Here is a 14,101-nt window from a genome sequence, read left to right as displayed (position 1 = left end):
AAAAACACAATAATAAATATAGTTTAATGACAGGGAAAATGCAGATTTTAAATAAAAAAATGCCCATAACACAATGTCTTGTTATGGGCTGTTAGATTAAATGTCGCTGGCGTTATGTCGTTCGCTAAGTTGCTCTTCTTCAGGGCCCCAGGTGCGATTAACACGTTGACCACGTTTAACAGCGGGACGCTTTGCTATTTGCTCTGCCCAGCGCATTACATGAGTGTAAGAAGCAACATCTAAAAACTCAGCGGCGTCGTATAATTTTCCAAGCACCAACGAGCCATACCAAGGCCAAATGGCAATGTCGGCAATAGAGTATTCACTACCCGCCATGTATTCGTTTTCACTTAAGTGGCGATTTAATACATCGAGCTGGCGTTTAGTCTCCATAGTAAAACGGTCTATTGGGTATTGCATTTTTGTTGGTGCGTAGCTGTAAAAATGACCAAATCCGCCACCTAAATAAGGCGCTGAACCCATTTGCCAAAATAGCCAATTACGGCACTCGGTCTTGGCTTTAAAATCTTTTGGGATTAGCACATCAAATTTTTCTGCCAAGTATTGTAAAATTGAACCTGACTCAAAAATGCGTGTTGGTGGCGTGGTAGAGTGATCCATTAGCGCAGGAATTTTAGAGTTTGGATTAATATCAACAAAGTCTGAGCCAAATTGGTCGCCTTCGCCAATGTTAATTAAATAGGCATCGTAGTCGGCATCGGTTAGGCCAAGCTCTAATAACTCTTCAAACATAATGGTCGCTTTTTGGCCATTAGGCGTGGCTAATGAATAAAGTTGAAACGCATGCTTGCCAATGTCTAAGGTTTTGTCATGAGTGGCGCCAGCAATAGGGCGGTTAATATTAGCAAATTTACCACCACTTTCGCTGTCCCACGTCCAAACTTTAGGCGGCGTGTATTTGTGTTCATTACTCATAAATAACCTCAATTTAAAAATGTAATTAATTTATATACTCATAGATAACAAGCTGGGGGCGTAAAAAATTAATTAAAGGCAATGAAAAAATTATCGTGCTTTTAATTTATCTGCTTTGGCAAGTTTATACCCTAAAAAGAACCCACTTAACGCTCCAAAAAGGTGACTCTCGAACGAGACATGAAAGCGTTGTGGTAGCACGCCCCAAATAAATCCGCTGTAAAGCACTGCCACTACTAGGGCAATAACAATAGACTTAAACGAGCGCCTAACCACGCCATAGCACAGTATAAATCCCCATAAACCATAAATAACGCCGCTTAATCCAACATGAAAACTACTTCGACCAAAGGCCCACACTAATAGCCCGCCAATTAACGCAGTAAATATAAACACGGTATAAAAGCGTTTTACACTGTATTGGCAAATTAGCCAGCTAAGTACAGCAAAAGGCAACATGTTGCTAGCAAAGTGCCACCAGCTGCCATGTAAAAATGGGGCGCATAAAATGCCGATTAACCCTTGAACGCTGCGAGGGTAAATACCTAAACCATTAAGCGTAATGCCAGGTAAACTATTGATCACTTGTAGTATTAGGCATATAAAAACTACGCTAAATATTGCAAATCGCGTACTGGTTATCAATGAAGATGATGATGGGGTAGTTGGCATATAAACGCTTTAGTAGGATTGTTTTGTACCAGTATAGGAGTATGTTTTCGCTATTAAAAGCGATTTAATAAGCGCGGCGTTATACGCCGCGCACAGGGTTTATTTTAACCTAGTTTAGTTAATAGTTTTTTCGCCGCAAGCTCTGAACTTGCTGGATTTTGGCCTGTAATCACTAAACCATCTTCGAGCGCTAATACGCCCCAGTCGTCGGTTTTTTGATAATCGCCGCCTTTTTTAATGAGTTCATCTTCAACTAAAAATGGCACTACGTCTGTTAATTGCACGGCGGCTTCTTCTGAGTTAGTAAAGCCTGTTACTTTTTTACCTGCAACTAAGGCATTGCCTTGCGCATCTTTAACATTTAAAAAAGCGGCACTTGCGTGGCAAACAGCCGCTACTGGCTTTTGCTCTTTTACAAACTTTTCAATAAGTGAGATTGAATCGCTGTTATCTACTAAATCCCATAGTGGGCCGTGGCCGCCTGGGTAAAATACCGCGTCAAAGTCGCTGGCGTTTACTTCACTTAACTTTTTGGTGTTTGCCATAAGTGTTTGTGCTGCGCTGTCGTTGTCATAGCGCTTTGTTGCATCGGTTTCAAAATCAGAAAGCGTGCTGGTTGGGTCAATCGGCGGTTGGCCACCCGCAGGGGAAGCAAGTGTTACCTCTGCACCAGCATCAACAAATGCGTAGTAAGGTGCTGCAAATTCTTCTACCCAAAAACCTGTTTTTTCGCCTGTGTTGCCAAGCTCTGAATGTGAGGTAAGTACCATAAGTATTTTTTTAGCCATAACAATATTCCTTCGATTAGTGAGTAAATTAAAGCTTGGTGTTAACCAAGGTGCTGTAATAACTATATGCACTTAAAAGGATTTAAACAACGATGATAAATTTAACTTTATTGGTTTAATTATTGATACAATTATTGGGTTGAATAATCATTGGTGGGTTTGTGATGAAAGTGTCGTTTGAGCAACTTAAAAGCATGGTGGTATTTGCGCAAATTGTCGAGCAGGGCAGTTTAACCGCGGCTGCAAAGCAGTTGGGGTTAACGCGTGCGGTGGTAAGTTATCACCTTAAAAAATTAGAAACGCAATTAGAAGTTACGCTGCTAAATCGCTCAACACGTACTATGGCGCTAACTGAGGCGGGCATTGCGTATTATGAGCGCTGTAGAGTGATCACAGAACAAGCAAACGCAGCTAATCAGCAAATAGAAAACATTAAAAGTGAGCCACAAGGAGTATTAAAAATTAGCTGCCCTGTTAATGTAGGCATGCAACTAATTGTGCCAGCAATTAATACGTTTAAACGCCAATACCCCAAAATTGAAATAGACCTGCAACTAACCGATGATGTGGTTGATATTATAAAAAACGGCTTTGATATTGCTATCCGTGGGGTCGCTTTAAGTGACTCAAACTTACAAGCCACTAAACTAACAACCATGAGTACCTGTATTTGTGGCTCAGCTGAATATTTTGAACACTTTGGCAAACCTAAAACGCCAGCTGAATTAGCCTTACATAAATGGGTGGTGTACCAACTTAGCAGTAAAACATTAACCCTTAGCAAAGAGGGCAAAAAATACGATGTAATACTACAAGGCGGCATAAGAACCAATAATGCCGCTGCGCGTACCGCGTTTGTAGAGGCCGGGCACGGGCTTGGGCGCATTCCGTTGTATGATGCGTGGCCTAAAGTGCAAGCAGGGCTGTTAGAAATAATACTCGATGATTATAAAACAAAAGATATTGAGCTTTATGGCGTGTTTCCACCTGGGGCGGCAGGCTCCAAAAAGCTCAGGTTGTTTATTGATTATTTAAAAGCATATTTTGTTAAACAGCATACTGCACTGGGCATGCTAAAAAGCACGTAAAACCGCACTTAATTACAAAGTACGATTAAATAATGCAACCGCTTGTTGGTACATAGTAATTGCAAGCGCGGCATCGTAACGCTCGCCCTCATCACGCATAAACGCATGCTGTGCGTTTACTTCTTGCCAGTGATAGTTAATACCCGTGGCTACACATTGCTGGTAAATTTTACTTCGGCCTTGTTGCGGTACATGTGGGTCTTGCTTACCCCAAATAAAGTGTATTTCACCTTGAATATCAGCCATGCGTTCAAACGAATTGTTACCTGCATTAGCCGTTAAGGTATCACTATGAATATCGGTGGCGTATAAACAAAATGCGGCTTTTATGTGTGGGTTTAATGCGGCTCTGTAAGCTAAATGCCCACCAATGCACACACCCATGGCGCCTACTGTGCCAGTGCAGTAATCTTGGCTTTGTACAAAGTCGATGAGTGCATGTGTGTCGCTGTCGTGGTGCTCAAGTGGCTTTTGCCATTTATCGGCATTGCCTTTATCTTTACCCGCGTCATCATACGCAAGTACAGTACCAATCGGGTTTAGCTCATGAAATACCTCAGGCACTAACACAACAAAGCCGTGGCTTGCTAAAATAGCAGCGCTGCGCGCAATAGGCGCGGTTTGCTGAAAAATTTCAGAGTAAAAAATAATACTTGGATATTGGCCAGCTGCTTGTGGGCGGTAAACGGTAGTACGCATTAAGCCTGTAGGGGTGGCTAGGTCGGTATTATGGTGTTGGATTATCATAAAAGCGCTCAGTTAAATAATTAATAAGGTTATGGTAACTGAGCGCAAAAAAATAAACGACCACTGATACTGGTTTTTTAAATGCTTGCAGGCATTTTATTACAACTTGCGTAGTAGCTTACGGTCGCAGGCCAATCCGAAAATATACCCATAACCCCGACATCCTGCGCGAGTACATCAACCACCGTCATCATGTCGCCATCGTTATCGATAACATCGGCGATTGATTGATAGTAGTAGCCTCCGCCCTCGTTAAGAGGCCCCGAGCGCTCAAGGCTCCATGCTATCAGTTCAAGCCCTGCAGCTTTTGCGTCAATGGCGTATTGTGAGGGGACAATATTACTTTCGTTGTCTATGGTGAGCATCATCCAAATAGGGGGCGCTAATATTTTAACGCCATCGGCTACTAGCTCTTCCATACTAGGCTGCCATGTTGCAGGGTTACTTGGATCAAAGCCCGCTTCGCTGTCACGGCCATCTAAATATACGCTTTGATTTGCAAAGTCGGGGTTGTTATTTATCCAATATTTCACATCATCAAGATTAAACGATTGCGGGTATACATCACTGCTTGGTACGTTCAATTGCGTGTACTCATCAAGCATTTTTTGTGCGTATTGCTGTTGTGTCATTCCCTCAAAAGGCATGCTCACTTGCGGCGATTTTAGCTCTGGGGTCATTTTTACACCCAAGCTTTTAAATAACTCAATACTTTGTTTATGAGTTACTAATGTTCCACCTGTGGCGTATAAATCGGTGCGCCAGCTGGGCGTGCCCTGCATATATTCACCAACAGTAGTGGCTTGGGTGTTGGCGCCATCCATTTTACCTTCAAGCGTTAAAAATTCGCTCAGGCTGATATCGCTTGTGCAGCATTTAGCGGTGGCAGGCGTGCCACTGGCCGCGTTAGCTGGAGTAAAAGGCACACTGCATTTAGCGGCAAGTTCATCAATGGCTAATATATTGGTGGTGGTGTGCAAATCGCACTGAGAGTGGCGACACACGAGCTCTTTGTCGCTGGTAAAGGTTACATCGCACTCGACAATACCTGCGCCCATACGCGCCGCAGCTATATAAGACTCCTTTGTATGCTCAGGGTATTGCATTGGCGCACCACGATGGCCAATAGAAAAATCTGTACGGTAAAATGGCCCATCTGTACACGATTCTAATTTTGTTTTTAAATCGCTCTGTGCCATATCGTTAATAAGGTAGTCGGCACGAGTACCTAATTGAATATCAGGCGCCTCGCCTTTTGCAACTTCAACAATTACAGGCGTCGGTACTTCAACAACCTCAACGGTGGTATTTGTAACGACTACGTCTTTTTCTACAACTTCGACATCGTCGTCGCAGCCGCTCAGTAGTGCAAGTATTACTGAGCTTGTTATTAGGGTGAGATGTTTCATGTTTGTTCCTTAACGTTATTTTATTCAACCCTAATCGCATTCAATGACAAATTAGCTACAAGGATGTGACGTTCTGTTTATTTGTCCCTATTTGATTAATTACCAGTGCCGCTAACATAATTGCACCCCCCATACTTAAGCGCATAATGTCGGCATTTTTATTCCATATAAGCACGTTAACAATAATACCGGCAGGAATAAGCACGTTGTTCATAACGGCTAATGCTCCCACATTTACTTTTGTTGCCCCTTTGTTCCATAAAAAGTAACCAAGGCCTGAGGCTACAATACCTAAATATATTAAAATACCCCACTGGGTAGGTGTACTCGGTAATTTGCTTGTATTGCCAAATAAAGCGTAGCAAGCACTCGCCACCACTAAGGCGCCAATAAAAAACCAACCAAATACGGTTTTGTCATCCAACTGATTAGTGGCCATTAAACGTTTATAAGTTACTTGTCCGGTGGCAAAACTAATATTGGCACCTTGAACCAGTAATAAACCGATGATGAAATGACTATTGAGGCTTTCCCAGCGAATAGCTACCGCGCCCAGTACGGCAATAAGCGCAACTGTAAAAAAGCGAGGGTTAAAATGCTTATTAAGTGCATCGTTTAAAAGCGTTATATAAAGCGGCGTCATAACGGTAAAGAGCAACACTTCGGGTACGCTTAAAAATAAAAAGGAGTGATAGTAAAAGCTGTACATAACACCTAGTTGCACAGCGCCTATCAGCATTAGCTTAAGTGCGAGTGGTTTTGAGGTAAGTTTAGGTTTTAAAAAGGGTAAAAAAACCAATGTGGCTAATGCAACTCGTATTAATACGCTAAACCACGCATCAACTTGGCCTGCTAGGTACACACCAATTAAACTAAATGAAAAAGCCCAAAGTAGGGTAACTGCAAATAAATAGCCCATAATTGTCGTTTTTTATAATTTATAGTGTGGCTAGTTTATCTGTTATAAACAATAAAAGCCCGCAAGCGGGCTTTTATAAGGTTAAAATTAATAAACGAGGTTATTAATCAACTAAACCACGGCGCTTAAGAAGTGCGTCTGTTGTTGGTTTTTGGCCTCTAAACTCAATGTAGCTTTGCATTAAGTCTCGGCTGTTACCTTTTGATAGGATTTCTTCACGGAACTTGTCACCGTTTTCACGGGTTAGGCCACCGTTATTTTCCATATGTGCAAACGCATCGGCTGCAAATACTTCAGTCCATAGGTAGGCGTAGTAACCTGCTGAGTAACCACCGGCAAAAGTATGGCTAAAGTAGTTTGATTTATAACGCGGTGGCACTGGGTAGTAATCAATACCGTGTGCTTTTAGCGCATCGCTTTCAAACTTTTGAACATCACTGATTTTTTTATCAGAACCAAATGAGTGCCATTCCATATCAAGTAAAGCAGCTGCTAAGTATTCAGTAGTACCAAAGCCTTGGTTGAATTTTTGCGATGCTAGTACTTTATCAAGTAATGCTTGTGGAATTGGCTCACCCGTTTTGTAATGCTTAGCGTAGTTAGCAAGTACGGTAGGTTCAATCATCCAGTCTTCGTGTGCCTGTGAAGGAAATTCAACAAAGTCACGTGCTGTAGCAGTACCCGCTAGGCTTGGGTATTTAACATTTGAGAATAAACCGTGCGCAGCATGACCAAATTCATGGAACATAGTCGATACTTCGTCGAAGGTCATTAGCGTTGGCTCACCTTCAGCTGGTTTTGGAATGTTTTGTGCGTTGTAAATAACTGGTTTAGTGCCTTTTAAGCCGCTTTGGCTTACGTATGCACTCATCCATGCACCGCCACGCTTACCTTCACGTGCGTATGGGTCCATGTAAAATAAACCAATAGCGCTGCCGTCTGCGTTAAATACTTCGTACGCTGTTACATCTTCGTGGTAAACAGGTAAGTCTTTACGCTCTTTAAAGGTGATACCGTAAAGCTTGTTCATTGCGAAGAATAAACCATCATGGATCACAGAGTTCATTTCAAAGTATGGCTTAACTAGCGCAGGATCTAGGTCGTACTTTTCAGCACGTACTTTTTCTGCGTAAAACGCCCAGTCCCATGGCTTAAGCTCAAAGCTTTCGCCAGAATCGTTAATTACTTTTTGGATAGCGGCCGCTTCTGCTTTGGCTTTTTCAACAGCTTTTGGTGCAAGGTCATCTAAAATACCGTACACGTTGTCGGTTGTTTGTGCCATACGCGAAGTCATTACATACGATGCCCAATCTTTAAAGCCTAACAGCTCTGCTTTTTGTGCACGCAGGTTAGTTTCTTCAATAATGATAGGGCCGTTAGTTTTAGCGGCACGGTTTGTAGAGGCTTTAAAAATTTGCTCGCGTAGCTCACGGTTTTCAAGGCTTGATAAGATAGGCTGCTGAGTGGTATTAACCAGGGTGATCATGTAGCCGTCTTTGCCTGCTTTTTTAGCTGCGGCTGCAAGGCCTGCAATTTCACCTTCAGATAGGCCAGCAAGTTTAGATTTGTCTGTAACAACAATAACGTCTTCTTTAAACGATTTTAAAATGTTTTGAGAGAACGCAGTAGATAGCTCTGCAAGCTGAGCGTTTATTTCACGCATTTTTGCTTTTTCAGCATCACTTAACTTAGCACCGGCTTTTACAAATTGCTTGTAGTAGAAATCAACTAAGCGTTGATCTTCAGCTTTAAGCGCATCTTTATTGTCGTAAATAGTTTGTACACGCTTAAATAACGCACCATTTAGGTAAATGTCATCAGAGTGAGCAGATAATACCGGCGCCATTTTTTTGCTTATACGTTGGTATTCGTCATCTGAAATTAAACCCGATAGGTTGTAAAAAGCAGCAGATACGCGGTTTAACAACTCACCAGATTTTTCCATCTCAACAAGTGTGTTTTCAAATGTTGCTGGTTCTGGGTTGTTTGCAATTGCTTGAACTTGCGCAGTGTGCTGAGCAATACCTGCATCAAAGCCTGCTTCGTAGTCTTTTGTACCAAACTTATCAAACTCTGGTGCCATGTATTGTAATGGGCTTGGTTTGAATAATACATTGTTTGCGTTCATATCTTGCACTTGTGCTGCGCTCTCTTTAGCTGTGTTCTGAGTTTCGTTAGATGAACAAGCAGATAGGATTAGGGCACTAGCAATAGTAGTGGCGATCAGTGTTTTACGCATAATAACTCCATAAAAAGATGAGCCGAAATAGGCTTTTCGAGTCGAAAACCCAGTTAACTTATCAAATTTTGGCGTTTATACAATAAAGTTTATCGGTATTAAGCGGGATTTAAACGCAAATTAGCTACTAAAAATGCGATTTGGAGGTAAAAGTAGCCTTAAAAATAAACGTAAGGCTACTTAAATATTGTATTGTGTGTGTTTTTAAAAGGCTAGTTATAGCCAAGAACAAAGCGTTTTTCAGAACCAAAGCTATTAGATTGCTGGCCAAATTCTTTATTAATAGTAGCAAGTGTTTGTTCTTGCTCAGCAAGAAGGCACAAAATTTTATTGCGATAATCTAGGCTGCTTTCAAACAAATTTAAATCTACCTGCGGCTGCAAAGTAGCGAGTCTTTGATTTAGAGTAAGTTGTGACATATGTAATCTCCAGTGCTTGTACACTATTTATATAGCACTCGGTGCAATAAAGAGTTAATAAATTGTTTAAACAAAAACGTTAAACCTATTAACTTAGCGTTTTAACACTATTATGCCGTGCTAAGCTTAGCGAAGACTGAACCACACTCATTTTTACTGAACAAATAACAAACAATCAATAATACTTTGGAAAATACATGACGCTCGAACACATTCAACATTATCTCAGCTTGGTTATTTTTACCTATAACGACGTACACATCACTGTGGCTAAGGTTATACAAGTTCCTTTAATTTTATTTGCTATGTGGTTTGTAGTAACGCGCATTGGCAAACTTATTAAAAAAACACTGCTGGCAAAAAAAATCAGCCAAGACGCGGTTCATCTATTTACGCGCATTTATTTTATTTTGAGTATCGCAATATTAATTTTCACCTCGTTAGAGGTTTTAAGTATTCCACTTACGGCCTTTGCATTTGTATCAGGGGCAATAGCCATTGGAGTCGGGTTTGGTGCGCAAAACATTATTAATAACTTTATTAGTGGCTGGATTTTAATGTGGGAGCGGCCAATTCGTATTGGGGACTTTTTAGAAGTAGGTAATGCAAAGGGCGTAGTAGAAACTATTAATACGCGCTCTACCCGCATTCGCCGTAACGATGGTGTGCATATGTTAATCCCTAATTCGCAACTTTTAGAAAACACAGTGACTAACTGGACCTTAATAGACGGTAATGCCCGCTCTTCGGTTAGCGTAGGTGTTGCTTATGGCAGCGATGTATTGTTAGTTAAAACGTTAATTCAACAAGTACTTGATGATCATGATGCGATACTAACAAATCCAAAAGCCTCTGTTTTATTTGACGACTTTGCTGATAGCTCACTGGTGTTTAATGCAATTTTTTGGGTTTGTGCAGAGTCAGAAACCATGCTCAGAAAAGTACGTAGTGATATCCGTTTTAGTATCTATGCTGTTTTTGAAAAACACGATGTGGTGATTGCGTTTCCACAGCGCGATATTCACATTGATGGAGAAATTGCGTTAAAGCGCACTCAATGAATTTAGCCTTTAAAATTTAGCAAGCATTAACGGGTTTTAACTGGGTGTTTCTAGTTTGGGTTTATTTGTAAAAATACGCAGTTTGCTACTTTAAAGTGGGTTTTGAAAGAAAGGACATATGTCCGCATTGTTAGTCTTTTGCATCTAAAAGCGGGTAAAAAAGCTATAAAATGAGGTTAAATGTTGCAAAAAAGTTTACTTTTTTGTACATATTTATGCAGTAAATTTGTAATACGATGGTATAATCTTCATCGTTCGTTCAGCCTCATTACTCCGTTTTTGTACTCTCGGTGATGAGGTCCGCGCGCCATAAAGCTAGACGCGAAAAATTGTACGAGCCCGCAATGAATACATTGCGCAACACAAAAAACCGTTGAACAAGAGTGCATACAAAAGGTTTATACCCGACATGAAAGCAATCAAAAAAACTGCAATAGCGACCATAATTAATGCTGCTTTATTATCTGCAGCTGGTACCTCTGTTTCTACTCTTGCTGCTGAAGAAGAAACTGCAAAAAAAAATAACCAATTAGAAGTTATTCAAGTTACTGCTCGTAAACGTGTAGAAAATGCACAAGAAGTGCCTGTTGCTGTATCTGCATTACAAGGTGATAACCTTGATGCTTATAGTTCTGCTGGTATGGATATTCGCTTTATGAGTGCGAAAATCCCAAGTCTTTCAATCGAATCATCGTTTGGACGTTCTTTCCCTCGTTTTTATGTTCGTGGTCTGGGTAATACCGATTTCGATCTTAATGCTTCACAACCTGTTTCATTAGTTGTTGATGAAGTGGTTCAAGAAAATGCCATTTTAAAAGGCTTTCCAGTATTTGATGTTGAGCGTGTAGAAGTACTACGTGGTCCACAAGGTACTTTGTTTGGCCGTAATACGCCGGCTGGCCTAGTTAAATTTGATACTGTTAAACCAAGCCAAGAATTTGAAGGTTACGGTGCTGTTTCTTACGGTAGCCGTGGCGCTGTAGATACAGAAGGCGCTGTAGGTGGTGCATTAACTGACCGTTTATCTGCACGTGTTTCTTTGCTATGGCAAGATAAAGATGATTACATCGACAACCAAGCGCCTGGCTTTGAAGCGAAAGACGAGCAGGGCGGCTACACAGAAAAAGCAGCGCGTATTCAGTTTTTATACGAAGGCGATGACTTTACTGCACTACTAAACTACCACACGCGTGACCTAGACGGCTCACCAATTGCGTTTCGTGCAAACGTTATTGAATCAGGCTCAAACGATTTAGTAGACAACTACGAGCATGATGTTGTTTATCAAGATGCCGCTGTACGCAATACCCAGCAAGTTGAATCTGAAGGCGCAAGCTTAAAGCTTGAGTGGGATATTAGCGATGAATACACGCTAACCTCTATTTCAGGTTGGGAAAGTGCAGAAATATACTCACGTGCAGATATTGACGGCGGTTACGGTGCTTCTTATATCCCTGATTACATGGGTCCAGGTTTTATTCCGTTTTCTTCAGAAAGTGCGGATGGTATTCCAGAGCAAGATCAGTTAACGCAAGAGCTTCGCCTTGCTAGTAACTTCAGCGGTGACTTAAACTACCAAGTTGGTCTTTTTTACTTTGATGAAGAGCTTACAATCGAAAACTTTAGTTACGATACGTTCTCTTCACCTGCTGGCGCTTTAAACGGTTATGTTCAGCAACAACAAGACACAACAGCATGGGCTATTTTCGGCTCTGTAGATTACATCTTCTCAGATAAGTTAAAAGTAACAGCGGGTCTTCGTTACTCTGATGACGAAAAAGATTTTGTTGCAGACCGTACAATTAGCCCAATTGGCGGTGGTGCTTTATACGTAGAGCGTAGTGTAAGTGACAGCCATGTAAGCTGGGACTTATCTGCAAACTACAAAGTTAATGACGATGTAAACTGGTACAGCCGTGTAGCAAACACGTTCCGCGCACCTAGCTTACAGGGTCGTATTTTATTTGGTGATGACGTAACAACAGCTGAATCAGAAACCGTTACTTCATTCGAAACCGGTATTAAATCAGACGTTCTTGATGGCCAAGGCCGTGTAAATGCAACGGTATTTTACTACACAATGGACGACCAACAGCTTACTGCTGTAGGTGGTGGTGCTAACTTTAACCGCCTAGTTAACGCTGATAAAACAACAGGCTACGGTTTTGAGCTAGATACAGAATGGGTATTAAGCGATGAGTTTAATGCAACATTTAACTTAAGCTACAACAAGACTGAAATTAAAGATGATGAGTTAGCTGTAGCGGTATGTGCTCAATGTATCGTGAATGACCCTATTAACGATGCAGGTTTAGCCGTACTAGATGGCAACAGCTTACCGCATGCGCCAGAGTGGATCTCTAACTTTACCCTTCGTTATACGAAAGAACTTGAAGATGGTAATTTCTTCGCATTAGGTGATATTTCTTACCGTAGCGAAATTAACATGTTCCTATACGATTCAGTAGAATTTGAAGGTAAAGCATTAACAGAAGTAGGTTTACGTGCAGGCTACGAGTGGGCTGAAGGTGACTACGAGTACCAAGTATCTGCATTTGTTCGTAACTTATTTGATGAGCAACAAGCAATTGGTGCGGTAGACTTCAATAACAATACGGGTATTGTTAATGAAGAGCGCTACATTGGTGCTGAATTTAAAGTTAACTTCTTCTAAAGATAACCTTAAATTTTATTAATTTTTAAAAGCCTGCCTTGTGCAGGCTTTTATGTTTTTATAAAGCTGGTAAAGTAGCGTTAATTAACTTTGATGAGATAGAAAAATGGCTGGATTTTGGAACTACCGTGTAATTTTTTGTGAAGCAACGAAAGATGAAGCAGCGCAATACCAAATACACGAAGTAGAATATAACTTAAATGGCAAAGTAACTAATTGGTCAGAAACAGGCGCAGCACCTTTTGGTACAACGCTAGATGAGCTAGCAGCTGATGCCGATCGTTTAAAAACGGCGCTAGAAAAACCAGTACTTAAGGTTGTGCGCAAAGCCCGAGGCTACGAATTGGTTGATGTTGAAACCGGTGAAGAAGCATTTGCTGAGCCACCTGCTGGCTTAACAGCATAATATTATAAAGGCGCCTAGGCGCCTTTTTTAACGTCAAAATTTAAGGAATGAGGATGAGCTTAAACGCAGTATTGTTTGATATGGATGGCACGCTAGTTGACTCTGAAAGCATGCACTTTGAGTGCTGGAGCCAGCTGCTTGCACCCTACAATGTAAGTTATAACGAAGTGGAGTTTTGTCAGCGCTTTTCAGGGCGCCCAACGTTAGAAGCAGCAATTGATATTAAAAATGAGCATAATTTAGCCGTCAGCGCACAGTTTTTAGCAGATGAAAAATATCGATTATTTGGTGAATACGTAAAGACTAATTTACCGCCTGTTATGCCTTTTACTAAGCAAACCTTACACGCTGTTAAAAACAGTGGGCTAAAAATGGCGTTAGTTACCGGTAGTGCTCGCAGCGAAGCTATGCCTATTTTAAAAGGGCTAGGTTTTTATGAGTTATTTGATACTGTAGTGACAAAAGACGATGTAACAAATCCAAAGCCAGCAGGCGATCCTTACCTTTTAGCGCTTGAGCACATACATGTAGCCCCAGAGCATGCAATTGCTGTAGAGGACACCTTTACGGGCGTTTGTGCTGCAACTAATGCACAGGTTAGAGTCGTTGCGATTGCAAATCATCATACAATTGACCATGACTTTAGTAAGGCGACGTACAAAATGGCTGACCTAGGTGAGTTTTGGCAGTGGGTCGAATCTCAACTATAGTTAAAGCCTTATTTTATTTGCAGGGATGCAGTA

13 protein-coding genes are annotated in these 14,101 nt (G+C 41.2%); 5 read left to right on the top strand and 8 right to left on the bottom strand.

The genetic code is table 11. The features are described 5' to 3' along the window. Window positions 1-96: 96 nt before the first annotated feature. From yghU to SJY38_RS10015, 3 genes are all read right to left on the bottom strand, one after another. Complete coding sequence (yghU, locus tag SJY38_RS10025) at window positions 97-936, bottom strand: glutathione-dependent disulfide-bond oxidoreductase (RefSeq protein WP_273605696.1); 840 nt, start codon at window positions 934-936, stop codon at window positions 97-99. 90 nt (window positions 937-1,026) lie between these two features. Further along, a complete protein-coding gene (locus SJY38_RS10020) occupies window positions 1,027-1,608 on the bottom strand; it encodes a rhomboid family intramembrane serine protease (protein WP_024034245.1) in 582 nt (193 codons plus the stop codon). A 104-nt stretch (window positions 1,609-1,712) separates the two neighbouring features. Continuing rightward, window positions 1,713-2,396: a type 1 glutamine amidotransferase domain-containing protein gene (locus SJY38_RS10015; RefSeq protein WP_029773419.1), complete on the bottom strand. Its 684-nt coding sequence runs from the start codon at window positions 2,394-2,396 to the stop codon at window positions 1,713-1,715. A 164-nt stretch (window positions 2,397-2,560) separates the two neighbouring features. Between SJY38_RS10015 and SJY38_RS10010 the strand changes: the two genes are divergently transcribed. After that, entirely contained in the window at window positions 2,561-3,484 is a 924-nt protein-coding gene (locus SJY38_RS10010) for a LysR family transcriptional regulator (protein ID WP_377110207.1), read from the top strand. 12 nt (window positions 3,485-3,496) lie between these two features. Here the strand turns inward: SJY38_RS10010 and SJY38_RS10005 are convergent, their stop codons facing one another. The 5 genes from SJY38_RS10005 to SJY38_RS09985 all read right to left on the bottom strand — a co-directional run bounded on the left by SJY38_RS10005 (window position 3,497) and on the right by SJY38_RS09985 (window position 9,217). Next, the gene (locus SJY38_RS10005) at window positions 3,497-4,231 is read right to left on the bottom strand and encodes a dienelactone hydrolase family protein (RefSeq protein ID WP_273605697.1); all 735 of its coding nucleotides are present in this window, start codon (window positions 4,229-4,231) and stop codon (window positions 3,497-3,499) included. Window positions 4,232-4,308: 77 nt separating this feature from the next. Then, on the bottom strand, window positions 4,309-5,640 hold the full coding sequence (locus tag SJY38_RS10000; protein ID WP_377109678.1) for a glycerophosphodiester phosphodiesterase family protein: 1,332 nt from the start codon (window positions 5,638-5,640) through the stop codon (window positions 4,309-4,311). 55 nt (window positions 5,641-5,695) lie between these two features. Next, a complete protein-coding gene (locus SJY38_RS09995; RefSeq protein WP_273605699.1) occupies window positions 5,696-6,559 on the bottom strand; it encodes a carboxylate/amino acid/amine transporter in 864 nt (287 codons plus the stop codon). A gap of 103 nt (window positions 6,560-6,662) precedes the next feature. Next, a complete protein-coding gene (locus SJY38_RS09990; RefSeq protein WP_377109677.1) occupies window positions 6,663-8,798 on the bottom strand; it encodes a M3 family metallopeptidase in 2,136 nt (711 codons plus the stop codon). 212 nt (window positions 8,799-9,010) lie between these two features. Beyond that, window positions 9,011-9,217: a hypothetical protein gene (locus tag SJY38_RS09985; protein ID WP_004587392.1), complete on the bottom strand. Its 207-nt coding sequence runs from the start codon at window positions 9,215-9,217 to the stop codon at window positions 9,011-9,013. A gap of 197 nt (window positions 9,218-9,414) precedes the next feature. On the opposite strand from SJY38_RS09985, the gene SJY38_RS09980 reads away from it, so the two are divergent. From SJY38_RS09980 to SJY38_RS09965, 4 genes are all read left to right on the top strand, one after another. Continuing rightward, complete coding sequence (locus SJY38_RS09980) at window positions 9,415-10,278, top strand: mechanosensitive ion channel family protein (RefSeq protein ID WP_024034237.1); 864 nt, start codon at window positions 9,415-9,417, stop codon at window positions 10,276-10,278. Window positions 10,279-10,687: 409 nt separating this feature from the next. Next, window positions 10,688-12,952, top strand: a complete 2,265-nt coding sequence (locus SJY38_RS09975) for a TonB-dependent receptor (RefSeq protein WP_024034236.1) — start codon at window positions 10,688-10,690, stop codon at window positions 12,950-12,952. A 106-nt stretch (window positions 12,953-13,058) separates the two neighbouring features. After that, window positions 13,059-13,358 (top strand): hypothetical protein, encoded by a 300-nt coding sequence (locus tag SJY38_RS09970; protein ID WP_004587389.1) that lies wholly within the window; start codon window positions 13,059-13,061, stop codon window positions 13,356-13,358. Between the two features lie 53 nt (window positions 13,359-13,411). After that, window positions 13,412-14,068: an HAD family phosphatase gene (locus tag SJY38_RS09965; protein WP_029773425.1), complete on the top strand. Its 657-nt coding sequence runs from the start codon at window positions 13,412-13,414 to the stop codon at window positions 14,066-14,068. Window positions 14,069-14,101: the final 33 nt, after the last annotated feature.

This window comes from Pseudoalteromonas sp. R86517 (genome assembly GCF_042466295.1).
Taxonomy (GTDB): Bacteria; Pseudomonadota; Gammaproteobacteria; order Enterobacterales; family Alteromonadaceae; genus Pseudoalteromonas; species Pseudoalteromonas atlantica.
Note: the sequence above shows the minus strand (reverse complement) of the source record. Positions and strands in the feature narration are given on the sequence as shown.